We start from the raw sequence: 24,980 nt of genomic DNA, 5'->3' as shown, positions 1-24,980 counted from the left end.
GCGGGACTGAATCTCGGACGGATCGACGGACAGAGGGACGGCTGTCCCGGGCGTTGGCGTCAGGCCGCCACCGGGACCGGCCGGTGCCGCCAGCTGCCGTCGTGGAGCTGAATACGCAACAGCCCCGCCCGGCATCTGCGCCACGCGGGACTGCCCGCGTCCGCCGCGCTGAGCGCCAGCAGAGCCAGCGCCGTGGCGGGTGGCTCGTCCTCGATGCGCGCCTCGTCCCGTCGCGAGGCCGCGATACGGGCCACCGCCTCGCGCACCGGCAGGCGGCCCGCCGCCGGATGCTCGACCAGAAGCCGGGCGGCGAGCAGGGCGGGGGAGCCGGGCCGGCCGGTGAAGGGGCACGGCGTACCGGTCGCGATGTCGCGGGCCAGCAGCCCGCCCAGCCTGGCGATCGGGGCGCCGCCGATCACGGCGAGATCGACGTGGACGGCGACGGCATGGACGATCCGGGTGAGGGCGGCGCAGCCGGGTGCGGAGAGCAGCGGGTGGCCGAGATCGACCGGCTCGCCTTCGCGGAGAGCGAGCTTCCGCAGCGCTGTTTCGATCAACCCGGCTGTGGAGTACGCCGGTTGGGGCGAGGCGCCGCGCAGCCAGCGGCGCGCACGACGGGCCGCCCGGGCGGCAGCCGCGTCGGGGCAGCGGCCGAGCGCCAGAGCGGCGAGCGCCGTCTCGGCGATCGCCGGCCGCCGGGATGACGGCGTCTCGGTCACGGGAACCGTCCTCGGATGGTCGAAGCATGCGATGGTCACTTCGGGCATTACGCACGGCGCACGCCCCTGGTTCAGCCACCGCCCGTGCCGCCCCCATCGCCCAGCCGCCGCGCCACGGGTCGCGGGCCGCGACGAACGGTCGGCCCGGCGGGACGAGCGGCGCGAGAGCCGGGGCGGTTGTCAGCGGCGGCGCGCGTACCCCGGCAGACAGCGGGCCAGCGCACGCAGTGCGTAGTACGAACGCGACTTGACCGTTCCGGCCGGTATGCCGAGTTCCTCGGCGGCCTCGTTCACGCTCAGTCCGTGGAAGTAGATGTGCACCAGCACCGCGCGGTGCTCGGGGCTCAGCGACTCGACCGCGGCCCGCACATCCATCGCGGCGACGGCCATCTCCGTGATGTCCGCCGGGTCCGGCGTGGTGGCCAGGACGCCGTCGCCGATCTCGGTCGGCCGGGCCATCCGGGAGCGCCTGGCGTCGATCGCGAGCCGCCTGCCGACCGTGAAGAGCCAGGGCCGCATCGACTCGTAGGGCCCGTCGAAGGCCTCGGGGTGCTGCCAGGCACGTACGAGCGTCTCCTGCAGCAGGTCCTCGGCGCGTTGCTGGTCCCCGTAGGTCAGACCGAGCAGAAAGCTGAGCAGTGCGGGCCCGTGCTCACGCTGCAGCTCCGCCATGGCCCGCTCGTCGGTCGTCTCGGTCGCCGTCGCCATCGCCAAACACCCTTTCGTGCAGAGGTCGCCGCCACGTGGCGTATACGAACGCATCAGGGCGCCAAGGGACAGATGACGTGCAGCGGTTGTCGGCGAGTGGTCGCACGGAGCGGCGAATGGTGCGGTGAGCGGGCGGCCGGGAGCAATCGAACGGCCGGGCAGCCCCTGCCTCCGTCTCAGTGACATGTCGGCTTTGTCGCTTGACTCGACCGTGCCCCGACCGGCAACCCTGACCGATGACTCAGCGCACGCGTCAGGGAACGGTGGCCGCCACCCTCCTGCTCCTCACCGCCGCTGCAGGCTGCGTGGGACGGACGGGCCCCGCCCACGCCCCGCAGAACCGGGGGAGCGTGCACCCCGCCCCCTCCGCCGCAGGCGGTGCCGGCGCGACCCGCGGCTTCACGCTCGTCGCCAGCGGTGACATGCTCGCGCACGACTCGGTCGTCGGCCGGGCCAGGGCGGACGCGGGCGGCGACGGCTACGACTTCCGGCCCATGCTCGCGGGCATCAAGCCCGTCGTCTCGCGGGCCGATCTGGCGATCTGCCAGTACCCCACGACCACCTCCCTGCCGCAGCTCGCGAAGGCGCTGGGCTCCACCGGATACGACTCCTGCTCCACCACTTCGAACCAGAGCCTCGACGCGCTCGACACGGCGGGCGTCAGACATGCGGGATCGGCCCGTACCGCCGCCGAGGCCCGCCGCCCCGCCTGGCTGAAGGCCGGCGGCGCCAAGGTCGCCCAACTGGCCTACACCTCCGGCACCAACGGCGTGACGCCCGCCGACAAGCGGCCCTGGGCGGTCAGTCTCGTCGACGAGCAGAAGATCGTCGCCGACGCGCGCGCCGCCCGCAGAGCCGGAGCGGATGTGGTCGTCGTCAGTCTGGACTGGGGTACGCGGTGGCAGACCGAGCCCGACGAGCATCAGCTGAACGTCGGCAGACGGCTCACCGGGTCCACCGGCGCCGGCCGCCCCGACATCGACCTCGTCCTCGGTACGCAGGCCCGAGCGCCACAGCCGTACGAGAAGGTCAACGGCACCTGGATCGTCTACGGCATGGGCGCCGTCCACGGGTCCATCGGCCGCTTCACCTTCGCACCGCCCGCCGGGGCCGGTCGGCGCTGGGTGGTGAAGAAGGCGGAGTTCGTCCCGACGTGGATGGACACCGACGCCGGACGCGTCATCAATCTCCCTGACGCGCTGCGACGCGGGGCCGACCGGGACGAGCTTCGCGAGGCACAGCAGACGATCCGCGCGGCGGTGCTCAGCCGCGGCGCCGCCGGGGACGGCCTCACCCTCGGCCGCTGACGGCGTTACGGAACGACCGTCACCGGCCAGCGGCCCGCCTTGACCAGCCTGACCGCCACCGAGCCGATGATCCGGTGGCCCGCCGACTCCGAAGCACCCACCACCACGGCGTCCGCCTTCAGCTCGTCGGCCGCGGCGACCAGTCCGCTGTACGGGTCACCGCGGACGGTGTGGAACTCCCAGCGGACGTCCCAGATCCCCTTGACCCGTTCGGCCGCCGAGCGGATCTCGGCCGCCAACTCCTCGGCGATGTCCCCGGTCGCGTCCCCGACCAGCGCACCGAACGCCGCACCCGTCGGCATCACCGGCTGGACGTACACGATCGCGAGCAGGGCGTTCTGCCGCCGGGCGAGACCTCCGGCGTACGACGCCGCCCGCATCGAGGAATCGGAGCCGTCCATGCCGACGACGATCACCTTCGGGCCGTCGGTACCGCGCTCGAAGCGCTGAGGTTGCTGCTGGGGCCGCTGCTCTGTCACAGCATCGAGGTTATGCCCTGTCCGGCCGATCCTGCGGGTCCGATCAACCGGAACGGACCTCATCCGTTCCAACAGGCGGCCCGCCGGTGCCCTCCTTAAAGTGCAGATCATGAGTGTCACCGTGGAGCAGCCCACGTCCGCCCGCGGCGGCCTGCTCAGCAGGGTGCCCGGCGCTTTCGCGATGTTCTTCGCCGCTCTCGGCGTCTTCTGCGTGATCCTCTCGCTCATCCCTCCGCTACGGCGCCTGCTGCGCCCCGTCGCCGTCTTCCTGGACCGCGTCGCGATCCCCGTCAGCGCGAACCTCGCCTACGCGGTCTTCCTGCTGCTGCTCGCCGCGGCGATCGGCGCGCGCAAGAAGGCCGCGTGGTGGCTGGTCGTCAGCTATCTGGCCCTGTTGCTGATCGCGGACGTACTGGTCCTGGCCGTCGACCACGAGTGGACGTGGATCCCCAATCTGGTGCTGTGCACCGCCGCCGTGGCGGTGCTCGTCGCGGCGCGGGGGGAGTTCTACGCCAAGTCCCGGCGCGCGTCGCTGGGTCACGCGCTTCTCGTCCTGGTCCTCGGACTGGCCGCGGGCGTACTCGTCGGCTGGGGCCTTGTCGAGCTGTTCCCCGGCACTCTGCCGCAGAACCAGCGCCTGCTGTGGGCCGCCAACCGGGTGCTCGGCGGTCTGGCCTCAGGTGACCAGTTCGACGGCCACCCGCCCCGCTTCCTCTTCTTCCTGCTGGGTCTCTTCGGCGCGATCGCCCTGCTCAGCGCCGCCGCCACGCTCTTTCGTTCCCAGCGCATGGAAGCCGCTCTGCACGGCGACGAGGAGCCCCGGATCAGGGCCCTGCTCGGTGCGTACGGCGCGCAGGACTCACTCGGCTACTTCGCCACCCGCCGCGACAAGGCCGTCGTCTTCTCGCCCAGCGGCAGGGGCGCCGTCACCTACCGCGTCGAGGCCGGAGTCGCTCTGGCCAGCGGTGATCCGATCGGCGACCGGGCGTCCTGGGCCCCGGCCATCCAGGCCTGGCTGGACCTCGCCAAGCGCTATGCCTGGGCCCCTGCCGTGATGGGAGCCTCGGAGGAGGGTGCCACGGCCTTCGCGCGCTCCGGACTCGGCGCGATCCAGCTCGGCGACGAGGCGATTTTGAACGTCGCACGCTTCGACCTGGACGGCCGCGACATGCGCGTCACCCGGCAGGCCGTGAACCGGGTCAAGCGCACCGGAGCCACCGTCCGGATCCGCCGCCACTCCGCGCTGACCGACGAGGAGATGCGAGGCATCGTCGACAAGGCCGACGCCTGGCGGGACACCGAGACCGAACGCGGCTTCTCCATGGCACTGGACCGCCTCGGCGACCCGGCCGACGGGGACTGCCTGCTCGTCGAGGCCTTCGACGCCGACGGCAATCTGATCGCCCTGCTCTCCTTCGTCCCCTGGGGCAGGGACGGCATCTCACTCGACCTGATGCGCCGTGACCGCACCGCCCCCAATGGCGTCATGGAGTTCATGGTCGCCGAACTCTGCGCCCAGGCACCCAGACTCGGCGTCCGCCGGATCTCCCTCAACTTCGCCGTCTTCCGCTCGGCCTTCGAGGAGGGCGCCCGCATCGGCGCGGGCCCGGTCCTGCGGATGTGGCGCAGGCTGCTCCTCTTCTTCTCCAAGTGGTGGCAGCTGGAAGCCCTCTACCGCTCCAACGTGAAGTACCAGCCCGAGTGGTATCCGCGCTTCCTCTGCTACGGAGACGCCGGCTCCCTCGCCCGGGTCGGCATGGCCTCGGCGATCGCGGAGGGTTTCGTCTCCGTACCGAGCCTGCGCAAGCTCTGGGGCAAGGGGAAGGCACGGCACCGGGGCGTGGTCAGCCCCGTCACGACCGCGGGGCTGCCGTCCATCGACTCCCTCGGCCTGGTGGGCCCGGCCTCGGCACAGGCGGCGGGGGAGCAGCGGCTGCCCGAGCAGATACGTATCCGTCACCGCAAGCTGGAGCGCCTGCGGGCGGACGGCATCGATCCGTACCCCGTCGGCATCGCAGAGCGCACGGACACGCTCGCCGAGATCCGAAGCCTCAACCCCGCGCCCGCGGCCGGTACCCGCACCGGCCGGAAGGCCACCGTCGCCGGGCGCGTGATGGTCGTACGCGACCTCGGCGGTGTCGTCTTCGCCGTGCTGCGCGACTGGTCCGGCGACCTCCAGCTCGCCTTCACCCGTGACATCTGCGGCGCTGACGTACTGAACAGCTTCACCTCCGACGTCGACTTCGGCGACCACATCACCGCCACCGGCGAGATCGGTGCCAGCGACAGGGGCGAGCTGTCCCTCTTCGTCAGCGCCTGGCAGCTGACCGGCAAGTGCCTGCGCCCGCTGCCCGACAAGCGCCGCGGCCTCGCCGACCCCGAGGCGCGCGTCCGCCGCCGCTATCTCGACCTGGTGTCCAGCCCCGGCGCCCGCGATGTCGTACGCCACCACTCCACGGCCGTCCAGGCGCTGCGTCAGGGCCTGCTGGAGCGCGGCTATCTCGAGGTCGAGACGCCGATGCTGCAGCAGATCCACGGCGGCGCCAACGCCCGCCCCTTCACCACCCACATCAACGCCTACGACCTCGATCTCTATCTGCGGATCGCCCCCGAGCTCTATCTCAAGCGCTTGTGCGTGGGCGGTCTGGAGAAGGTCTTCGAGATGGGCCGCACCTTCCGCAACGAAGGCGTCTCCTACAAGCACAACCCCGAGTTCACGATGCTGGAGGCCTATCAGGCCTTCGCCGACTACGACGTGATGCTCGATCTGACCCGCGAGCTGATCCAGGGCGCGGCCACCGCCGCCTTCGGCGCCCCGATCGCGCACAAGGCGGACCCGGACGGCAAGCTGGTGGAGCACGACATCTCGGGCCTCTGGCCGGTCAGGACGCTGTACGAAGCGGTGTCCGAGGCGCTCGGCGAGGAGGTCGACGCCGACACCGACGAGGCCGTGCTGCGCAGACTGTGCGACCGGGTGGGTGTGCCGCACATCCCGGACGACACCCGCGGCGACGTGGTCCTCGAGATGTACGAGCGCCTCGTCGAGGAGCGGACGAAGCTGCCCACCTTCTACAAGGACTTCCCGACCGACGTCTCCCCGCTCACCCGCCAGCACCGCCGCGACCCGCGCCTGGCCGAACGCTGGGACCTGGTCGCCTTCGGGACCGAACTGGGCACGGCCTACTCGGAGTTGACCGACCCGGTCGAGCAGCGGCGCCGGCTCACCGCGCAGTCCCTGCTGGCCGCGGGCGGTGACCCGGAAGCCATGGAGATCGACGAGGACTTCCTGGACGCGCTGGAGTACGCGATGCCGCCGACCGGCGGTCTCGGCATCGGGGTCGACCGGCTCGTCATGTTCCTCACCGGGCTGACCATCCGCGAGACACTGCCCTTCCCGCTCGTCCGCCGCAACTGACGCGCCCGCCGACGACCCCAGGCTGCTCCGATTGGGTGCTTTCACCCGCCCGAACGGTGTGGGTGAGGTGTCAGGGGCCCCGATCGTGCGAGCAGTTAGTCATGAAATCTGATCAGATGCTCCCGGGTCGCCGGTCGGTACTCCGTATCGCGGCCTGCCTCGGCGCGGCCGCCACCACTGGGACGCTCTTCACCGAGCTGGGCCGGAGCCCCGACAGGGCCCCTGCCCCGGGCCCGGCAGCGGGCGCACAGGCCGCCGCCGGGGGCCCGCCGGTGAGGGAGTCGGCGTACCGGCTGCAGCCCATGACGGCGGACGTCCCACCGCGCTTCCGCCGAGCGCTGCCGCCCGTGCGGACCAGACCCTTCGAGCGGTTCCGGGCGCCGGGCCGCAGCCTGGTGCTCACCTTCGACGACGGGCCTGATCCCCACTACACGCCCGGCATTCTGAGCACCCTGCGCCAGTACCACGTGAGCGCGATGTTCTTCGTCTGCGGCCAGATGGTCGCCGACAACCCCGAACTGCTGCGCGAGATCGCCCGCGACGGGCACATCGTGGGCAACCACACCTGGTCCCACCCGCTGATCCCCGGGCTCCCGCCGTCGAAGATCCGCAGCGAACTGAGCCGCACCAGCGAGCTGATCGAGCAGACCCTGGGCGCCGCGCCGCTGTGGTACCGCGCCCCGTACGGAGCCTGGAACAAGCTCTCCTTCGAAATCGGCGCGGAGCTCGGTATGGAGCCCCTGGGCTGGACCCTCGACTCGCGCGACTGGACCGAGCCGGGCACCGCGACCATCGTCCGCAGGGTGCTCGACAGTGCGGCGCCGGGCGTCGTGATCCTCTCGCACGACGCGGGCGGCAACCGTGCGCAGAGCGTCGCTGCACTGCGCCGCTATCTGCCCGAACTGCTGGACGCGGGATACAGCATCACCGTGCCGCACCGCTGAGCAGCAGCAGCAGCAGCAGCGGCAGCGAACGGCGGCGGACTGGCGGGGGACGGCTCATCCGGGCTCGGGTCAGCGGACCTTGACCATCCGGGCGAAGACGACGACGTTGCCGTCGTAGCCGCGGCCCTTCGAATAACCGCCGCCGCAGGTGATCACGCGCAGTTCGGCATAGCCCGTGTCGCCGTACACATGGGCACCGGGGAAGTTCGCCTTGGAGAACACCTCGACTCCGTACACCTCGAAGACCGCGGTCTTCCCGTCGAAGCGGGCGACCTCGATGTGCTCGCCCTTCTCGATGGAGCCGAGCCCGTAGAAGACCGCGGGCCCCGACAGATTGTCGACGTGGCCGACGACGACCGCGGTGCCTCGCTGACCCGGGGAGATGCCGTTCTGGTACCAGCCCGCGATATTGGGGTCCTGGGGCGGCGGTGCCTCGATCCAGCCGTCGGGGTCCAGACCCACGTTCATGACCGGCGCGTCGACCTTGATCGCGGGGATGCGTACGCGTTCCGCGGGGGCGTACGGCAGTGTCCGAGCGGCGACCAGAGGGGCGAAGGTCTCGCCGGGGCGGCTCTGCGATGCGGCGGCCGCCGGCTGGGGCGGGCCCAGGCCCACATCGACGCCGTTCCTCATCATCGCCAACCCGGTGAGCATGACAAGGGCCAGTACGCCCCAGGGCGAGCGTTTCCTCGACTCCGAGCCGCTGTACAACTCGCCCATGACTCTCCCTTTTCGTAGGCCCTGTACGCACGCTAAGTGAGCGCGGGGGGACCGGCGAGGAGGGAGGGGCGAACGGGTGGCGGGCCGGGCGGGGCTGGCCCATCCGACGTATTTGTCGGATAAAAGTTCTGACGGTCTGTGACCTGGGACTCCGTCAGATCTTTCGGCGTGTCGTCGGCGTGTCGCTCACCGGAAGGGACCAATTCCGAAATGCGGGGGTTGTCAGGCCCGGTGAGGGTTCGTCGTGGAAGACGTACTCGTCGAATCTCCCGGAGCGCCGCTTTGGGGCGTCTTCCACAGGAGGTTCTACGATGCGTGCATCACGCGCTCTCGCAGTGGCCGCGGCCGCCATCGCGGCCGTCGGGCTCTCTGCCCCGATGGCCGCCGCGGGCGGCGACGTCGGCCAAGGTGGTCAGAGTGGAAGAGGGCAGGGGGGCGACGGCGGAGTCCAGGTCCTCTCCGTCAGCCCGGAGGCTGTCCACCAGGGCGGCTCCCTGACCGTCACCGTCCGGGGTTGCAACCGCGGCGGCACGGTCACGTCCAACGCCTTCCCGCAGACCAATCTCTCCCAGCCCCGCAACGGCATCTCGACCGCCACCGCGCGGGTCAACGACAACGCAGCGCCGGGACAGTACAACCTGGCCGTCAGGTGCAACGACAGCCAGAACGTGGCGACCGCGCAGTTCACCGTGCTGGCGGCCCGCGGCGCGATGGGCGGCCTCGGTGGCTCGGTCGGCCCGAGCGGCACCGAAATGGCGATCGGCGGCGGACTCGTCGCCACGGCGGCCGTCGGCGGCTCGCTCTTCATCGTCCGGCGCCGCCGCATGATCAGCGGAAAGGTCTGACCGGCCGAACCTCCCGGACACCCCCTACCGCCCGTCGCCCCGAGTCCTGGCCAGGACTCGGGGCGACGGGCGGTTACGGGTCGATCAGTGTCAGTGCCGGCGGCTCTCCGCGCGTCTGCGTACGACGAAGATGGTGCCGGTGGCCGCGGCCACGACCAGTGCGGTACCCGCGGCGAGTTCCCCGGCGTTCAGCCCGCCGATGCTGCCGCCCAGCCCGCCCCTGACACCCGCGGGAGCGCTGGAGGTGGAGGTGGTCCTGATGGTCGGCGTGGACCGGCCGCCGCTGATGGTGAGGTTGAACGAGCCCGTGCCCTGCCCCGGGCAGTTGAACTGGACCGAGTACTGGGCGCCCGGGCGCGCATCGAGGTCGACGGTGACCGTGGCCGAGGAGCCCGGGCTGATGCTGACGGTGTCGAAGATCCCGGAAGAGGCGGTGGAGGTCGTGTTGCATCCGGTGGCGGACAGGGTGACACGGCCGCCCGGCGAGACGGTCGAGGGGGCGACGCTGAAGACGGGCGACGACACCTGACTGTCGGCGGCCATGGCGACGGGGGCGGTCAGAGTGAGTGAGGCCACTCCCAGCAGAGCGGCGGATGCGGCACGTTTCGCGCGCATGGTCAGTCCTCCGGGTCTCCGAGGAGCAGCTGCGGAACCGGTTTCCACAAAATGCGGGGAATGCACCTCGATGCCCGAAACGCTAGAAGCGGCTGTTACCCCCCGCGATCGCTGTAGCGCGAATGGGGCATCCGTGTCCCCCGTGCGGCGGACGGCCAGGAGGTGTCGGGGCGTTGTCCGGGCCGACGCATGAGAAAGGAGGGGCGGACGTGCCCCGCGCCGGGATGTACTGGGCGGTCGAGCCCATCCGTACAGACAGGGAGCGCAAGGCATGTCCGAGCTGTATCCGCCGATCGAGCCGTACGAGCAGGGGATGCTCGATGCAGGCGAGGGGCACCTCGTCCACTGGGAGGTCTGCGGCAACCCCCAGGGCAAACCCGCACTCGTCGTCCACGGCGGCCCGGGATCCGGATGTTCCACCGGTGTACGCAGCTACTTCGACCCGGACCGCTATCGCGTCGTCCTGTTCGACCAGCGAGGCTGCGGACGCAGCACACCGCACGCCGCCGACCCCGCGTCCGATCTGACCCACAACACCACCGGCCATCTCCTCGCCGACATGGAGCGCCTGCGCGAGCACCTCGGGATCGAGCGCTGGCTGCTCTTCGGCGGCTCGTGGGGTTCGACGCTGCTTCTCGCCTACGCCGAGCGGTATCCGCACAGGGTCTCCCAGATAGTCGTCAACGGTGTCACCACGACCCGGCGGTCCGAGATCGACTGGCTCTACCGCGGCGTCGGACGGTTCTTCCCCGAGGCATGGGACCGCTTCCGCTCCTTCGCCCCGGTTGCCGACGACGAGGTCAATCCGGTGGCGGCCTACGCGCGTCTGATGGCGGACCCCGACACCCGCGTACGGGAGAGGGCCGCCGCCGAGTGGTGCCGCTGGGAGGACACCGTGCTGTCCATGGAACCTCAGGGCGCGCCCAGTCCCTACGGCGGCTGCCCGCCGTCCGCGCGGCTGGCGCTCGTACGGATCGCCTCCCACTACTTCGCGCACGGCGCCTGGCTGGAGGAGGGCGCCCTGCTGCGCGACGCCGGCCGGCTGAAGGGCATCCCGGGCGTGCTCTTCCACGGCCGGCTCGATCTGAGCAGCCCGCTCGAAACCCCTTGGGAACTCAAGCGCGCCTGGCCCGGAGCGGAACTCGTGGTCGTCGACGACGCCGGGCACAAGGGCAGCCGGTCGATGCGGGCACAGGTGCGCGGAGCACTGGACCGGTTCGGCTCCCTGAGTGACTGAAGGAACCTGTGGGGCAGTTGAGATCAAGCCATTCCGTTGTGGGGTGAATTCCCCTGATGGAAGCGGGATTTCGACGATTCGCGTTCGCGACCTCGGATATTTTTCCCGACGCGTTGAACACACCCCGCCCCGCTGTCCGTACCTAGGGCCATGAACACGGCGCACACACGCGTCGCAACAGGTTCGATGGACTAACGGGAGTGGACATGAACACCTGGCGTAACGCCTCGCTCGCGGTGACTGCGGCGGCCGTACTCGCGCTGACGACGGCGTGCGGTCAGGAAAAGGGCACCGAGACCCCCAACGGCCAGGCCGTCGGCGCCGTCAACCCGGCGCAGCCCGGCAGCGGCGGCTACGGCTCCGACTACGGTGCCGATTCCGGCACCGCGGCCCAGGCGGCGGCCAAGCCCGCCGGCCAGCTGGCCGTGTGGGACAGCAAGGAGCTCGGCAAGGTCGTCACCGACAGCGCGGGCTTCACCCTCTACCGTTTCGACAAGGACACCGCCAGCCCGCCGAAGTCGAATTGCGAAGGCGAGTGCGCGAAGACCTGGCCCATCGTGGCCGCCGGCGGTGCCTCGGCCGCTCCTGGCGTCGACCCCTCCCTGATCGGCGAGGTCACCCGGACCGACGGCACCAAGCAGCTCACCATCGGTGGCTGGGCGATGTACCGCTACGCCAAGGACACCAAGCCCGGTGACGCCAAGGGCCAGGGTGTGGGCGGCACGTGGTTCGCCTCCGCCCCCGACGGCAAGAAGGCCGCGGGCGGCGCCGGCGGTGGCTCGGACTCCGGCGAGGGCGGCTACGGCGACGGCGGCGAGGAAGCGGGCGGCGAGCAGGCGGATCTCGCGGGCCTCTCGGTCCGCAAGGACCCCAAGCTCGGCGAGATCATCGTCGACAAGAACGGAATGACGGTCTACCGCTTCAAGAAGGACTCCGCCTGGCCCATGAAGTCGGCCTGCACTGGAGATTGCCTCAAGAAGTGGCCGGTTGTGGCCCCTGTCGACAAGAACGACACCGAGGGAATCATCAAGAAGGGCTTCGTGACTTTCAACCGTCCCGACGGAATCAAGCAGCAGAGCCTCGACTGCTGGCCGATCTACACCTTCGCGGGCGACGCCAAGCCCGGTGACACCAACGGTCAGGGCGTTGGCGGCACCTGGTACGCGGTTTCTCCCCAGGGCAAGCTGGTCGGAGCGCCCAAGTAGTCCCCACGCTGCGCGTCCGGCCCGGCCGGCCCGTCTCACGCCCCCCGCGTGCAGGCGGGCCGGTCGTTATGTCAACACCCGTGCGGAGCAACACGTGTGACCAAGAACGGACCGCTAATTTCCGTTTGGGCTCGCTCTCCAGGCGGGCGATCAGTAGCCTCGGCTCGAACACTGGCCATGGACATGGCCGAACTCCCCCGTGGCGACTTGTTGGAGACATCGATGGAGCGTCCCGCCTGGGCCCCGCAGGGCATCGACATATCGGTGCCGAGCGTGTCCCGCATTTACGACTACTACCTTGGCGGTTCGCACAATTTCGAGGTCGACAGGGAAGCCGCCCGCAAGGCGATGGAGTTCATGCCGGGCCTGCCCAAGATCATGCAGGCGAACCGGGCGTTCATGCGCCGGGCCGTGAATTACGCGGTGAGCGAGGGCGTCACCCAGTTCCTCGACATCGGCTCCGGCATTCCGACCTTCGGCAATGTCCATGAGGTGGCGCAGCAGGCCAGCGCCGAGGCCAGGGTCGTCTACGTCGACCACGATCCGGTCGCCGTGGCGCACAGCCGGGCGGTCCTGGACGGCGACGAGCGCTCGGCCGTCGTCTCCGCCGATCTGCGCAAGCCGCAGCAGATACTCGACCACCCCGAGGTCGTCGGACTGCTCAACCTGGAGCGGCCGGTGGCGCTGCTCCTCGTCGCCGTACTGCACTTCATCGAGGACGAGGACGACCCGTACGGTGCCGTGGCCCTGCTGCGGGACGCGCTCGCGCCTGGCAGTCTCGTCGTCGTCACCCACGCCTCGTACGAGGGCATCCCGCTGTCCGAGGAACAGGCGGGCGGCGCCGTCGGCGTCTACCGGAACATACGCAACCCGCTGATCATGCGCTCGCGCGAGCAGATCACGCGGTTCTTCGAGGGGTACGAGATGGTCGAGCCCGGCCTGGTGTCCATGCCGCGCTGGCGGCCCGACACCCCCACCGAGCAGGAGGACCCATATGCCTTCTCGGGCTTCGCCGGGGTGGGGCACAAGGCGTGATGGCGCCGGCGCAGGCGGCGGGTTCCCCGGCGGACCCGGACGGCCTGGAGGACAGACTCCGCCGGTTCGCGACGATCTGGAGCCGTGCCGTGTTCCCGGTGACGGCCACGTCGCTGACCCGGCCCGAGGTCGAGGAGCATCTGCTGCCGCTGGCAAGGAAGTTGAGCCAGTCGCTGCACGCGCGCCCCTTCGACCCGCAGAGCGCCCAGCGCATCGGCGCGGCCCTCATCGACGTCCACTGCACGCACCCGGAGGCGCTCAGCCGCACGCTCGGCGTCGTCGACGCCTATCTGGTGCTCTACTGCGGCAGCGGTGATCCCGAGCAGCCGGCCGAGGAGAGCCGGGCCCGCTGCGCGAAGCTGCAGCACGCGCTGGCCGCCGGCTTCGCCCAGGGGCTGCGCGAGCGCACCCTCGCCGAGCAGGAATCCATCGCCCGCTCCTCGCTGCTGGCCCGCAGCGACGCCGTGCAGGCGCTGCACGCGACCGAGGCCCGCTTCCGGGCGGTGTTCGAGGGAGCCGCGATCGGCATCGGGATCGCCGACCTCGAAGGCAATATCCTCGAGGTCAACGAGACCCTGACGAGGATGTTCGGTGGCCTCGAGCACCATGTGCGCGGCCGGAAGGTGACCGAGTGGTCCCATCCCGAGGACAGGCCCCATGTCTGGGAGCTGTACCGGGAGTTGGTACGCGGCGAGCGCGACGACTACCGCGTCGAGAAGCCGTTCTTCCGCAATGACGGCACCGTGCTCTGGACCAATCTGACGGTCTCCCTGCTGCGGGACGCCGAGGGCAAGCCGCAGTACCAGCTGGCGCTGATGGAGGACACCACGGAGCGCCGGCTGCTCAACCTGCGGCTGCGCTACGAGGCCACGCACGACGCCCTGACCGGACTGCCCAACCGGACGCTCTTCTTCGAACGGCTGGAGAAGGCTCTGTCGGGCGGCGAGGGCTCACGCTTCGGGCTCTGCTACCTCGATCTCGACGGATTCAAGGCGATCAACGACAGCCTCGGCCACGCGGCGGGCGACCGGCTCCTCGTGGAGGTCGCCGACCGGCTGCAGAGCTGCGCCACCGCTCAGGGCGAGATGGTGGCCCGGCTCGGCGGCGACGAGTTCGTGGCGCTGACCACCGGACCCGATACGCAAATCGGTGTCGACGAGCTCGCGGGCCGTATCCTCGGCGCGCTCGCATCCCCCATCCGGGTCGACGGACGGGAGTTCACGGTCCGTGGGAGCATCGGCATCGTCGAGGGCCCCGCGGGCGAGCGCACCCCGGCCGAGGTGCTGCGCAGCGCCGACATCACGATGTACCGGGCCAAGTCCGCGGGCGGCAACCGCTTCGAGCTCGCCGACCCGGAGGCGGACGCCCGTGCGATCACCCGGCACGGTCTGACCACCGCGCTGCCCGCGGCTCTGGAGCGCGGCGAGTTCTTCATCGAGTACCAGCCGCTGGTGCACCTGGGCGACGGAAGCGTGCACGGCGCGGAGGCACTCGTACGCTGGTGCCATCCGCAGCACGGAGTGCTGGGACCGGACCAGTTCATTCCGCTCGCCGAGCACACCGGACTGATCGTGCCGCTGGGCCGCTGGGTGCTCCAAGAGGCCGTACGCCAGGCCAGATACTGGCAGGAGCGGCACTCCGACGGCGGGCCGCTGCGGATCAATGTGAACCTCTCGCCCGCGCAGCTGCACCACCCGGGCCTGGTCACCGACACCGTCGACGTCCTCGAGCGCTCCGGCCTCGAACCGGGCGCGCTCTGCCTGGAGGTGACCGAGTCCGCGCTGATCGGCGCGGACGAGGATCTGCTCAAGCCGCTGCGCCAACTCGCCGAGATGGGCGTGGACATAGCGCTCGACGACTTCGGCACGGGGTATTCGAACCTGGCGAACCTGCGCCGGCTGCCGGTGAGCGTCCTCAAGCTCGACCGCTCCTTCACCCAGGGAATGCAGCGCCACCCGGCCGACCCCGTCGATCTGAAGATCGTCGAGGGGATCGTCTCGCTGGCGCACAGCCTGGAACTCGCGGTCACGGTCGAGGGGGTGGAGACGGGCGCGCAGGCGGAGCAGCTGCGGGAACTCGGCTGCGACACGGCTCAGGGCTGGTACTACGCGCGCCCGGGCCCGCCGGACAAGCTGCACGCCCTGTCTCTGGCGGACGCGGTGTGACCGGGCGGTCCGGTAGCCGTAGCTGGGGCCGTAGCTAACGCACCGCCGCCCGTGAGCCGAGCAGCACCCGCTGCAGCTCGCGGGCCGCCCGCGGCGGCGCCACGTCGCTGCGGTGCGCGAGCGCGATCGTGCGGCGCAGTCCCGGCCGGGCGAGCGGTGTGACCCGCAGGTCGCGGCCGGCCCGGTCGGCGACCATGCTCGGCACCACCGCGATGCCGAGCCCCGCCCGTACGAAACCGAGCACCGCGTCCATCTCGCCGCCCTCCACGGTGAAGCCCGGCTCGAAGCCCTCCGCGCGGCACGCGGCGACCGTCAGTTCGCGCAGGTCGTAGCCGTGCCGGAACATCACCAGCGGCTGATCGCGCAGATCGGCGATCCGGACCGGGCTCCGCGGTCCGGGCACCGATGCGGACGACACCACCACCAGGTCCTCGCGCAACAGCTCGACCGTGGTCAGCGCGGGTGAAGCGGGCGGCAGCGGCAGCACGATCAGAGCCAGATCGAGGAAGCCGCGCGCCAGCTCCCGCACGAGATCGCGCGAACCGCTCTCCTCGATCAGCAGCTCGATGCCCGGATGCAGATCGTGGAAGGCGCGCAGCACATCGGGGAGCAGCCCGGTGCAGAGGCTGGGTGTCGCGCCGAGCCTGACCCGGCCGCGGCGCAGCTGCACCAGCTCCTGCACCTCGTGCCGGGCGGTGTCGGTGTCGGCGAGGATCCGGCGGGCCAGCGGCAACAGCGCCTCGCCCGCGTCCGTGAGCGCGACATTGCCGCGAGCCCGGCTGAACAGCTCGGCGCCCAGCTCCTTCTCCAGCGCCCTGATCTGCTGGGAGAGCGACGGCTGGGAGACATGGACACGCTCGGCGGCATGGGTGAAGTGCCGGGTCTCGGCGACCGCCACGAAGTAGACGAGCTGCTGGAACTGCATGGCATCCACGATAGGCCAGGGCTATGGAGATGAGCCGGATCATGTCTTGGACCTCTGGAGCATCCCGGCCCTAGCGTTCCCGGTATGGCTCTGGCAACGAGGACGGACCGAAAACCGTCGCCCACGCGCACCTTCTGGGGATCGACGGTCGGCAAGAAGACGGTGATGGCCGTGAGCGGCCTGATCATGCTCGGCTATCTGGTCGCGCATGTGATGGGCAACCTCAAGGTCTTCTTCGGGGCTGGGGAGTTCAACGCCTACGGCCACTGGCTGCGCACCATGGGCGAGCCCGTACTGCACTACTCGTGGGGTCTGTGGATCGTCCGCGTCGTGCTGCTGGCGGCCGTCGTGGGGCACGCGGTCTCGGCGTACCAGCTCAGCAGGCGGGACCTCAGGGCGCGGCCGGTGCCGTACGCGCACAAACGGCGCCGGGCCAGTTACGCCACCCGCACGATGCGCTGGGGCGGGATCATCCTGGCGCTGTTCATCGTCTGGCATCTGCTCGACCTGACGACGCTGACGGTGAACGAGAACGCCGAGCCGGGTCATCCGTACGAGAACGTCGTCGCGACCTTCTCCACCTGGTACGGCAACGTCATCTACATCGTCGCGATGCTCGCCGTCGGGCTGCACGTCCGCCACGGCTTCTGGAGCGCCGCCCAGACCCTCGGTGTCGGCAACGCCACCCGCGACCGCGCGCTCAAGACCGTCGCCAATGTCCTCGCGCTGGTGCTCACGGCCGGGTTCATCTCCGTACCCGTCGCCGTCATGACAGGAGTGGTGGGCTGACATGAGCCGTCTCAACTACACGGTCGGTGCGCCCCTCGCCGACACCAAGGCCCCAGAAGTGCCCGTCGCCGAGCGCTGGGACCGGCGCCGCTTCGAGGCCATGCTGGTCAACCCGGCCAACCGCCGCAAGCACACCGTCATCGTCGTCGGCACCGGCCTCGCGGGTGGCGCCGCGGGCGCGACACTGGCCGAACAGGGCTACCACGTCGAGCAGTTCTGCTACCAGGACTCCCCGCGCCGGGCCCACTCCATCGCGGCCCAGGGCGGCATCAACGCGGCCAAGAACTACCGCAACGACGGCGACTCGATCCACCGTCTCTTCTACGACACCGTCAAGGGCGGCGACTTCCGCGCACGGGAGTCCAACGTGCACCGGCTCGCGCAGATCTCGGTCGAGATCATCGACCAGTGCGTGGCCCAGGGCGTGCCCTTCGCCCGGGAGTACGGCGGACTGCTCGACACCCGCTCCTTCGGCGGCGTCCAGGTCTCCCGTACCTTCTACGCCCGCGGCCAGACCGGTCAGCAGCTCCTGCTCGGCGCCTACCAGGCCCTGTCGCGGCAGATCGCCGCAGGCACCGTGACCATGCACGCCCGTACCGAAATGCTCGATCTCGTCGTCGTCGGCGGGCGGGCTCGCGGCATCGTCGCCCGAGATCTGATCACCGGGAAGATCTCCAGCCACTTCGCCGACGCGGTGGTCCTGGCCTCCGGCGGCTACGGCAACGTCTTCTATCTGTCGACCAACGCCATGAACTCCAACGCCACCGCCATCTGGCGCGCCCACCGGCGCGGCGCGTACTTCGCCAACCCGTGCTTCACCCAGATCCACCCCACCTGCATTCCGCGCACCGGCGACCACCAGTCCAAGCTGACCCTGATGAGCGAGTCGCTGCGCAACGACGGCCGCATCTGGGTGCCCGCGGTGAAGGGCGAGGACCGGCCGCCGAACGAGATCCCCGAGGACGAGCGCGACTACTACCTGGAGCGGATCTACCCGTCGTTCGGCAATCTCGTCCCCCGCGACATCGCCTCGCGCGCCGCCAAGAACGTCTGCGACGAGGGCCGCGGCGTGGGACCCGGCGGGCAGGGCGTCTATCTGGACTTCGCCGACGCGATCTCGCGGATGGGCCGCACGGCGGTTCAGGAGAAGTACGGCAACCTCTTCGACATGTACGAGCGGATCACCGCCGAGAATCCGTACGAGGTGCCGATGCGGATCTATCCCGCCGTGCACTACACGATGGGCGGGCTCTGGGTCGACTACGACCTGCAGACCACCGTCCCGGGGCTCTTCGCGATCGGCGAGGCCAACTTCTCCGACCACGGGGCGAACCGGCTGGGAGCGTCCGCGCTGATGCAGGGCCTGGCGGACGGGTACTTCGTCCTGCCGTCCACGATCAACGACTATCTCGCCCGCAACCCGCACACCGAGAGCGTCGACGCCTCGCACCCGGTGGTGGCAGAAGTGCTCGCGGAGACCGAGGACCGGCTGAATCTGCTGCTCGCGGTCGACGGCGACCGCACACCCGACTCCTTCCACCGCGAACTGGGCGAACTCATGTGGGAGTTCTGCGGAATGGCGCGTACGGACGCGGGCCTGCGCAAGGCTCTGGAACGCATCCCGCGGATCCGCGAGGAGTTCTGGCGCCGCATCAAGGTGCCGGGCACCGGCGAAGAGTTCAACCAGTCGCTGGAGAAGGCCAACCGCGTCGTCGACTATCTGGAGCTCGCCGAGCTGATGTGCCTCGACGCACTGCACCGCTCCGAGTCCTGCGGCGGCCACTTCCGCGAGGAGTCCCAGACGAAGGACGGCGAAGCCGCCCGGCGCGACGAGGAGTTCTCGTATGTGGCTGCCTGGGAATTTCGGGGGTCCGGGGGTCGTCCCCCGGGAGAGCGCAGCAGCGGTGACGCCCCCGTTCTGCACAAGGAAGACCTGGTCTTCGAGTACGTCCACCCCACCCAGCGGAGCTACGCATGAAGCTCAACCTGCGCGTCTGGCGCCAGCGCAGCGCCGAAGCGCCCGGCGCCATGGCCACGTACGAGGTCGACGGGATCTCCAAGGACATGTCCTTCCTGGAGATGCTCGACACCCTCAACGAGGAACTCATCCTGCGCGGAGAGGACCCCGTCGCCTTCGACCACGACTGCCGCGAGGGCATCTGCGGCGCGTGCAGCCTGGTCATCAACGGCGACGCGCACGGCCCTGAACGCACCACCACCTGCCAGCTCCATATGAGGTCCTTCCAGGACGGCGACACCATCGACGTCGAGCCGTGGCGTGCCTCCGCCTTCCCGGTGGTCAAGGACCTGGTGGTGGACCGCAGCGCCTTCGACCGGATCATCCAGGCCGGCGGCTACATCACCGCCCCCACCGGAGCGGCACCCGAGGCCCACGCCACGCCCGTCCCCAAGCCGGACGCCGAGTTCGCCTTCGAGCACGCCGAGTGCATCGGCTGCGGCGCGTGCGTCGCGGCCTGCCCCAACGGCTCGGCGATGCTCTTCACCTCGGCGAAGATCAACCATCTCAATGTGCTGCCACAGGGCGCTCCCGAGCGTGAGACGCGCGTGCTCGACATGGTCGCGACGATGGACGAGGAGGGCTTCGGCGGCTGCACCCTGACCGGCGAATGCGCCACGGCCTGCCCGAAGGGGATCCCGTTGCCGTCGATCGCCGCGATGAACAAGGAGTGGCTGCGGGCGAGCCGGAAGGTCCGCCGCTGAGCCATGAGATTCCGGACAGCTTCCCGGTGTGAGGCCGCGCACGTTTTCCCGATGTGAGCAACAAACTCTTCACGCAACTGTCACATCCGCCGCAGAATTTACGTCTCTGGCGGCAACGGGACGCGCGGACAGCAAGATCAACCTTGTTCAACGCTGCACTGCGTATCGCGACATGTCCGCATAGCAGCCAACCAATTCCCGGAGATTTCCCCGGAGTTCGGGTGAGCCGGTAGGCATGGAGCCGGGTCACGGGCGCCGACCACGCCCGTGACCGGCCGAAGCACCGAAACATCTGGGGGTATTTGCCATGCCTGAACTCACCCGCCGACGCGCCCTGGGCGCCGTCGCAGGAGCGGCCGCCGCGGTGGCCGTAGCGGGCACAACGGCCGCTGCCGCTCGGACCGGGCGGACCGTGCCCGGCCCCTCGGCCGAACCCGCCTCGTTCGACGAGGTCTTCCAGGGCCGCCGTATACAAGGCGCGCCCTCCGAGGCGGGCGGGCATCACGGAGGCGGACACCACGGGGGCGGACACGGCGGCGGACACGGGGGCGGCTTCGCCGTGCACATCGACGGCGAAGAACTGCATGTGATGCGCAACGCCGACGGCACCTGGATCAGCGTCGTCAACCACTACGAGACGTTCGCCACGCCCCGCGCGGTGGCCCGTGCCGCCGTCGCCGAACTCCAGGGCGCCGCCCTCGTCCCGCTCAACGCCACCTGATCCAGGAGCCCGCACCGTCATGACCGTACGCAAGAACCAGGCGCAGCTCACCGCCACCGAGAAGCGCCGCTTCGTCGACGCGCTGCTCGAACTCAAGCGCAATGGGCAGTACGACACCTTCGTCACCACCCACAACGCCTTCATCATGGGCGACACCGACAACGGCGAGCGGGTCGGCCATCGCTCGCCCTCCTTCCTGCCCTGGCACCGCAGGTTCCTCATACAGTTCGAGCAGCAGCTCCAGGCCGTGGACCCCTCGGTGGCGCTCCCGTACTGGGACTGGACCGCCGACCGCACCGCCGCCTCCTCGCTCTGGGCGGCCGACTTCCTCGGCGGCACCGGGCGCAGCAGGGACGGCCGGGTGACGGACGGCCCGTTCGCCTTCGCGGCCGGCAAATGGCCGGTGAGCATACGCGTGGACGGCCGCGGCTATCTGCGCCGGGACCTCGGCGCCGGGGGGCGTCAGCTGCCGACCCGGGCCGAGGTGGACTCCGTACTCGCCATGGCCACCTATGACGCTCCGCCGTGGAACAGCGCCTCGGACGGCTTCCGTAATCACCTGGAAGGCTGGCGCGGCGTCAATCTGCACAACCGGGTCCATGTCTGGGTCGGCGGCCAGATGGCCACCGGAGTCTCGCCCAATGACCCGGTGTTCTGGATGCATCACGCCTTCATCGACAAGCTCTGGGCCGAGTGGCAGACACGCCACCCCGGCTCGACCTACCTCCCGGCCGCCGGCACGCGCAATGTCGTCGATCTGCGGGAGACCATGCGCCCCTGGAACGACGTGACCCCGGCCGACATGCTGGACCACACCCGCCACTACACCTTCGACACAGCGGCCTAGGCGATACAGCGCAACAGCGGGTCGCGGGGCTGCGCACGGCGGACGATTCTAGGCGTTCGCGCTGGTCAGCCCCGCGATCCGGGCGAGCCCGCGGAAGGAGTCCAGCAGGGCTTCACGGTCGTACGTGCTCGTCGTGACCAGTACTTCGTCGGCGCCGCTGTCCTTGATGACCGCCTCCAGCGCGTCCGCAACCTGCTCCTGGGTGCCCGCGATGTGGCCGCCGAGCCCGGACTCGTAGAACTGGCGCTCCCGGGCCGTCATCGTCAGCGCTTCGATCCGCTCCGGCGGGGCGAGCGGAGGGAAGACTCCGTGCGTCCGGGAGTACGCCAGCGACCAGGCCTCCGGCATCAGCAGCCGGTGCGCCTCCCGCTCGGTGGCGGCGACGACGACCGTGCCAGAGACGACCACGTACGGCCGCGCGGACCAGGAGGACGGCCGGAAGTCCCGGCGGTAGCGGTCGATCGCCGAGAGCATCCGGTCGCGGCTCCGTATGTCGCCGATGACCAGCGGCAGCCCGGCGGCGGCCGCGATCTGTGCTCCTTCGCCGGTGGCCAGAAGATACGGCGGGACCCGCAGGCCCTCCGCCGGGCGGGCGTGCACCTGCGGATGCGCCGTCTGCCGGCCGTCGAACCAGCCCAGCAGTTCTTCCAGCTGCCCGGCGAAATCCCCGGCGTCCTGCTTGCCCCGGCCCAGCGCCTTGCGTATGCCGTCCGTGAAGCCCACCGAGCGGCCGAGCCCCATGTCGATCCGGCCGGGGAAGAGCGCTTCGAGGACCCCGAACTGCTCGGCCACGACCAGCGGTTGATGGTTCGGGAGCATCACTCCTCCCGTGCCGACGCGGATCGTCGAGGTCGCGGCGGCGACCGCGGCCGCGAGAACAGTCGGCGCGGAGCCCGCCACTCCGGGCACGCTGTGGTGCTCGGAGACCCAGAAGCGGTGGTATCCGAGTGCTTCCAGCTCCTGGGCGAGACGGACCGTGTCCCGCAGGGCCGCAGGCCCGTCGTGCCCTTCGCGGGTGCGGGAACGGTCCAGTACGGAGAGGCGGGTCGACTCGATCAATGCGCTCACACAGGGTTCAACGTCCGCGCCGCGCGAGGATTCCCCAGGTGCGTGGACCACGAGCGACGCGGGCCGCACCTGAGGGTCCGTACGGGTGAGCCCTCAGGCGCCCGGGTGTCCGTGCGGCCGCCTGTCAGCTGCCGTCCTCGAGCCGGAATCCGACCTTGAGACCGACCTGCCAGTGCTGGATCTGCCCGTCGACGATCTGGCCTCGGACCTCGGTCATCTCGAACCAGTCGAGAGCGCGGAGGGTCTGGGACGCCCGGTGGATGCCGTTGCGGATGGCCTGGTCGATGCCGTCGGGCGAGGTGCCGACGATCTCGGTGACCCGGTAGGTGTGATTCGACATGTGTGTCGCACTCCTCTCGATGCGTTCACTCCACGGTGCCCCACCGGGAGGCGGCGCGCGAGGCGTCGGGACCCGGACGGCTGTCCGAGGCCGGGCGGAGCGCCGGCCGGGCGCGGCGGTGGAGCGACCGGTCGACGCCGAGTCCGGGGGCGAGGGTGCGCTCGCAGGAATCGCGTCGCCGGGGACGCCGGTCCTCGGCGAGAGCGAGGCTTCGAGCATCGTTTCCGCCCTCCGCTTTCTCGTCTTCGCAGGTCAGAGCTTCTTCGAGGTGATGCACCGTCAGGTGAAGACGAAATTGCCGCGGCTGAAACATCGCCTCGGCGTGTTGTGCAGTCCAACGAGTGATATTCCGGCCTTCGCCACTCGAAGGGCCCAGGGTCTGACTCGATTGCGGTGGTGTCGACTGGTGCTGAGCCGTGATCGGGCTGACGGTGGATCATGTCGCACTGCGATCCGATGAGCCGACGAAGTGTCAGCCTTCGCAGCGCGGCGAAAGGAAAGTGCCCCATGCGCTCTGCCCGCACACTGTTCGCCTCGGCCGCCGTGACGGCGGTCCTCGCCATCACCGCGCCCGCCGCGAATGCCATCACCTTGGACGAGGACTACGGGCAAGACAGCTCCTCCTCCAGCAGCGGCTACGGCAAGACCAACAAGCAGGACTCCACCGCGCAGGACTCCACCACGGAAGGCTCCTCCACCGCGTCCGACCCGTCGGCGAAGAAGGAGTCCTGGAAGAAGGAGTCGGCGACGACCGGAGACTCCGCGACGACCGGAGAGTCGGCCGCCGGAGACTCGGCGACGACCGGCGAGTCGGCGAAGAAGGAGTCCTGGAAGAAGGAGTCGGCGACGACCGGAGAGTCGGCGACCACCACTGAGGAGTCGACGGCCACCACTGAGGAGTCGGCGACGACTGAGGCGCCGGCGAAGAAGGAGTCCTGGAAGAAGGACAAGCCGTGGGGCGGTGTCCACGCCGGTGGTGGCGCCCTGGCCAAGGTCGTGGCCGAGGACTGGGGTCAGGACAGCGGCTCCTCCTCGGAGAGCGGCAGCTCCTGGAAGAAGGAGAAGCCGGCGGGCGGTGTCCACGCCGGTGGCGGCGGTCTGGCCGACTCCGGTGGCGGCCTGGCCGCAGGCTCCCTCCTGCTGCTCGGCGGCATCGGCTTCGGTGCGTACACGCTGCGCCGCCGCAACGCAACGAGTGGCGCGGTGGCTTGATAGCCCGGGCCACCCGTAGTCACTTCCCGCCGCGGCCGCCGTCCTTCCCGGACGGTGGCCGCGGTGGCTGGTTCCTCTGGCAAACCCCCGCGCGGCCGTCCGCTCGCGACCCACCGGCCCGCGTCCACGAAAGGCACGCCCCCATGGCCGCCCTGCAGTCCTCCGGCCCGAACCCGCCCGCCTCCGCATCCCGTTCCTTCGGCCGCTCGATGCTGTGGGCCATCGCCTCGATCGGGCTGGGCGTCATCGTCATCCTCAACTCCTCCGGATCCTCCGCGGACAGCGTTCCCCAGGTCCTTCCGGTGGTCGCCGCCCCGCCCACGTACGGCCCTGTCCCGCCGCCCGTCGCCGAGCTGGTGCTGCCCCGTTCCGCGCCGAAGCGGCTCTCGATCCCACAGATCGGCGTCAACGCCCCCTTCACGACCTTGGCCATCGGCAAGTCCGGGCGGCTCGACGCACCCCCCGCCAACAACAGCAACCTGGTCGGCTGGTTCGCGGGAGGCGTCTCGCCCGGGGAGCGCGGCGCGGCGATTGTCGCGGGCCATGTCGACACCAAGACCGGCCCGGCCGTGTTCGTGCAGCTGCGCCTGCTCAAGCCCGGGGGCAAGGTCGCCATCACCCGCGAGGACGGCACGGTCGCCTCGTTCGTGGTCGACTCCGTCGAGAGCTTCAGCAAGGCGCGCTTCCCCAACGAGCGGGTCTACGCCGACACCCCGAACCCGCAGCTGCGTCTCATCACCTGCGGGGGCTCGTACGACCGAAAGAAGAAGGACTACACCGAGAATGTGGTGGTGTTCGCCCATCTCGACTCCGCCTAGCGCGTATGAGCGGGCCGCCTGACGTGTCCCGGCACCTGCGGCGGGCGGTGCGCAAGGCCCCCAAGCGCATCGCCGGAGCCCTCGCTCCTCACTGAACCGACGGCTCTCCTTACCCTGCGTGCCAGGTCCCCGGCACGCCATTCCC

At 70.2% G+C, this 24,980-nt stretch carries 23 protein-coding genes; 15 read left to right on the top strand and 8 right to left on the bottom strand.

Going from position 1 to position 24,980, the window contains the following annotated elements:
• Positions 1-59: 59 nt before the first annotated feature.
• Positions 60-719, bottom strand: a complete 660-nt coding sequence (locus OHA61_RS04565) for a hypothetical protein (RefSeq protein ID WP_406301809.1) — start codon at positions 717-719, stop codon at positions 60-62.
• Between the two features lie 180 nt (positions 720-899).
• Positions 900-1,427: a sigma-70 family RNA polymerase sigma factor gene (locus OHA61_RS04560; RefSeq protein ID WP_389369490.1), complete on the bottom strand. Its 528-nt coding sequence runs from the start codon at positions 1,425-1,427 to the stop codon at positions 900-902.
• A 236-nt stretch (positions 1,428-1,663) separates the two neighbouring features.
• On the opposite strand from OHA61_RS04560, the gene OHA61_RS04555 reads away from it, so the two are divergent.
• Positions 1,664-2,734 (top strand): CapA family protein, encoded by a 1,071-nt coding sequence (locus OHA61_RS04555; protein WP_406301807.1) that lies wholly within the window; start codon positions 1,664-1,666, stop codon positions 2,732-2,734.
• Between the two features lie 5 nt (positions 2,735-2,739).
• On the opposite strand, the gene OHA61_RS04550 is transcribed toward OHA61_RS04555, so the two are convergent.
• Entirely contained in the window at positions 2,740-3,213 is a 474-nt protein-coding gene (locus OHA61_RS04550) for a universal stress protein (protein ID WP_361904853.1), read from the bottom strand.
• Between the two features lie 109 nt (positions 3,214-3,322).
• Between OHA61_RS04550 and lysX the strand changes: the two genes are divergently transcribed.
• Entirely contained in the window at positions 3,323-6,628 is a 3,306-nt protein-coding gene (lysX, locus tag OHA61_RS04545) for a bifunctional lysylphosphatidylglycerol synthetase/lysine--tRNA ligase LysX (RefSeq protein ID WP_406301806.1), read from the top strand.
• Positions 6,629-6,729: 101 nt separating this feature from the next.
• A complete protein-coding gene (locus OHA61_RS04540; protein WP_406301805.1) occupies positions 6,730-7,572 on the top strand; it encodes a polysaccharide deacetylase family protein in 843 nt (280 codons plus the stop codon).
• A gap of 69 nt (positions 7,573-7,641) precedes the next feature.
• Here the strand turns inward: OHA61_RS04540 and OHA61_RS04535 are convergent, their stop codons facing one another.
• The gene (locus OHA61_RS04535) at positions 7,642-8,292 is read right to left on the bottom strand and encodes a class F sortase (protein WP_406301804.1); all 651 of its coding nucleotides are present in this window, start codon (positions 8,290-8,292) and stop codon (positions 7,642-7,644) included.
• A gap of 311 nt (positions 8,293-8,603) precedes the next feature.
• Between OHA61_RS04535 and OHA61_RS04530 the strand changes: the two genes are divergently transcribed.
• A complete protein-coding gene (locus OHA61_RS04530; protein WP_361904866.1) occupies positions 8,604-9,137 on the top strand; it encodes a hypothetical protein in 534 nt (177 codons plus the stop codon).
• A 90-nt stretch (positions 9,138-9,227) separates the two neighbouring features.
• Here the strand turns inward: OHA61_RS04530 and OHA61_RS04525 are convergent, their stop codons facing one another.
• A complete protein-coding gene (locus tag OHA61_RS04525; RefSeq protein WP_361917526.1) occupies positions 9,228-9,752 on the bottom strand; it encodes a hypothetical protein in 525 nt (174 codons plus the stop codon).
• A 271-nt stretch (positions 9,753-10,023) separates the two neighbouring features.
• On the opposite strand from OHA61_RS04525, the gene pip reads away from it, so the two are divergent.
• From pip to OHA61_RS04505, 4 genes are all read left to right on the top strand, one after another.
• Positions 10,024-10,989 (top strand): prolyl aminopeptidase, encoded by a 966-nt coding sequence (gene pip, locus OHA61_RS04520; protein WP_406301803.1) that lies wholly within the window; start codon positions 10,024-10,026, stop codon positions 10,987-10,989.
• A gap of 206 nt (positions 10,990-11,195) precedes the next feature.
• Positions 11,196-12,194 carry an SCO0930 family lipoprotein gene (locus tag OHA61_RS04515; RefSeq protein ID WP_324974443.1) on the top strand — a complete coding sequence of 333 codons (999 nt, stop codon included), beginning with the start codon at positions 11,196-11,198 and terminating at the stop codon, positions 12,192-12,194.
• 222 nt (positions 12,195-12,416) lie between these two features.
• On the top strand, positions 12,417-13,229 hold the full coding sequence (locus OHA61_RS04510; protein WP_406307274.1) for an SAM-dependent methyltransferase: 813 nt from the start codon (positions 12,417-12,419) through the stop codon (positions 13,227-13,229).
• Positions 13,226-15,394: a putative bifunctional diguanylate cyclase/phosphodiesterase gene (locus OHA61_RS04505; protein ID WP_406301802.1), complete on the top strand. Its 2,169-nt coding sequence runs from the start codon at positions 13,226-13,228 to the stop codon at positions 15,392-15,394. Before OHA61_RS04510 ends, OHA61_RS04505 begins: the two co-directional genes overlap by 4 nt.
• Before the next feature lie 34 nt (positions 15,395-15,428).
• Here the strand turns inward: OHA61_RS04505 and OHA61_RS04500 are convergent, their stop codons facing one another.
• Complete coding sequence (locus tag OHA61_RS04500) at positions 15,429-16,319, bottom strand: LysR family transcriptional regulator (RefSeq protein WP_406301801.1); 891 nt, start codon at positions 16,317-16,319, stop codon at positions 15,429-15,431.
• Positions 16,320-16,403: 84 nt separating this feature from the next.
• On the opposite strand from OHA61_RS04500, the gene OHA61_RS04495 reads away from it, so the two are divergent.
• The 5 genes from OHA61_RS04495 to OHA61_RS04475 all read left to right on the top strand — a co-directional run bounded on the left by OHA61_RS04495 (position 16,404) and on the right by OHA61_RS04475 (position 21,397).
• Entirely contained in the window at positions 16,404-17,108 is a 705-nt protein-coding gene (locus OHA61_RS04495) for a succinate dehydrogenase (RefSeq protein ID WP_406301800.1), read from the top strand.
• Between the two features lies 1 nt (position 17,109).
• A complete protein-coding gene (locus tag OHA61_RS04490; protein ID WP_406301799.1) occupies positions 17,110-19,086 on the top strand; it encodes a fumarate reductase/succinate dehydrogenase flavoprotein subunit in 1,977 nt (658 codons plus the stop codon).
• Complete coding sequence (locus tag OHA61_RS04485; RefSeq protein WP_324974459.1) at positions 19,083-19,829, top strand: succinate dehydrogenase/fumarate reductase iron-sulfur subunit; 747 nt, start codon at positions 19,083-19,085, stop codon at positions 19,827-19,829. The genes OHA61_RS04490 and OHA61_RS04485 overlap by 4 nt, the downstream gene beginning before the upstream one ends.
• 307 nt (positions 19,830-20,136) lie before the next feature.
• A complete protein-coding gene (locus OHA61_RS04480; protein ID WP_406301798.1) occupies positions 20,137-20,550 on the top strand; it encodes a tyrosinase cofactor in 414 nt (137 codons plus the stop codon).
• A 19-nt stretch (positions 20,551-20,569) separates the two neighbouring features.
• Positions 20,570-21,397 carry a tyrosinase MelC2 gene (locus OHA61_RS04475; protein WP_324974464.1) on the top strand — a complete coding sequence of 276 codons (828 nt, stop codon included), beginning with the start codon at positions 20,570-20,572 and terminating at the stop codon, positions 21,395-21,397.
• Positions 21,398-21,445: 48 nt separating this feature from the next.
• On the opposite strand, the gene OHA61_RS04470 is transcribed toward OHA61_RS04475, so the two are convergent.
• Both OHA61_RS04470 and OHA61_RS04465 read right to left on the bottom strand, forming a co-directional pair.
• Positions 21,446-22,465: an LLM class flavin-dependent oxidoreductase gene (locus OHA61_RS04470; RefSeq protein ID WP_406301797.1), complete on the bottom strand. Its 1,020-nt coding sequence runs from the start codon at positions 22,463-22,465 to the stop codon at positions 21,446-21,448.
• 124 nt (positions 22,466-22,589) lie between these two features.
• Complete coding sequence (locus tag OHA61_RS04465; RefSeq protein WP_266483971.1) at positions 22,590-22,805, bottom strand: dodecin; 216 nt, start codon at positions 22,803-22,805, stop codon at positions 22,590-22,592.
• Between the two features lie 507 nt (positions 22,806-23,312).
• Here OHA61_RS04465 and OHA61_RS04460 point away from each other — a divergent pair.
• Both OHA61_RS04460 and OHA61_RS04455 read left to right on the top strand, forming a co-directional pair.
• Positions 23,313-24,017 carry a hypothetical protein gene (locus OHA61_RS04460; RefSeq protein WP_406301796.1) on the top strand — a complete coding sequence of 235 codons (705 nt, stop codon included), beginning with the start codon at positions 23,313-23,315 and terminating at the stop codon, positions 24,015-24,017.
• Between the two features lie 143 nt (positions 24,018-24,160).
• Entirely contained in the window at positions 24,161-24,835 is a 675-nt protein-coding gene (locus OHA61_RS04455; protein ID WP_406301795.1) for a class F sortase, read from the top strand.
• The last annotated feature ends 145 nt before the right edge of the window (positions 24,836-24,980 follow it).

The sequence above is a fragment of the Streptomyces sp. NBC_00885 genome (genome assembly GCF_045207475.1).
Lineage (GTDB): Bacteria > Actinomycetota > Actinomycetes > Streptomycetales > Streptomycetaceae > Streptomyces.
The sequence above is the reverse complement of the archived record's forward strand: the minus strand, read 5'-3'. Positions and strand labels throughout refer to the sequence as shown.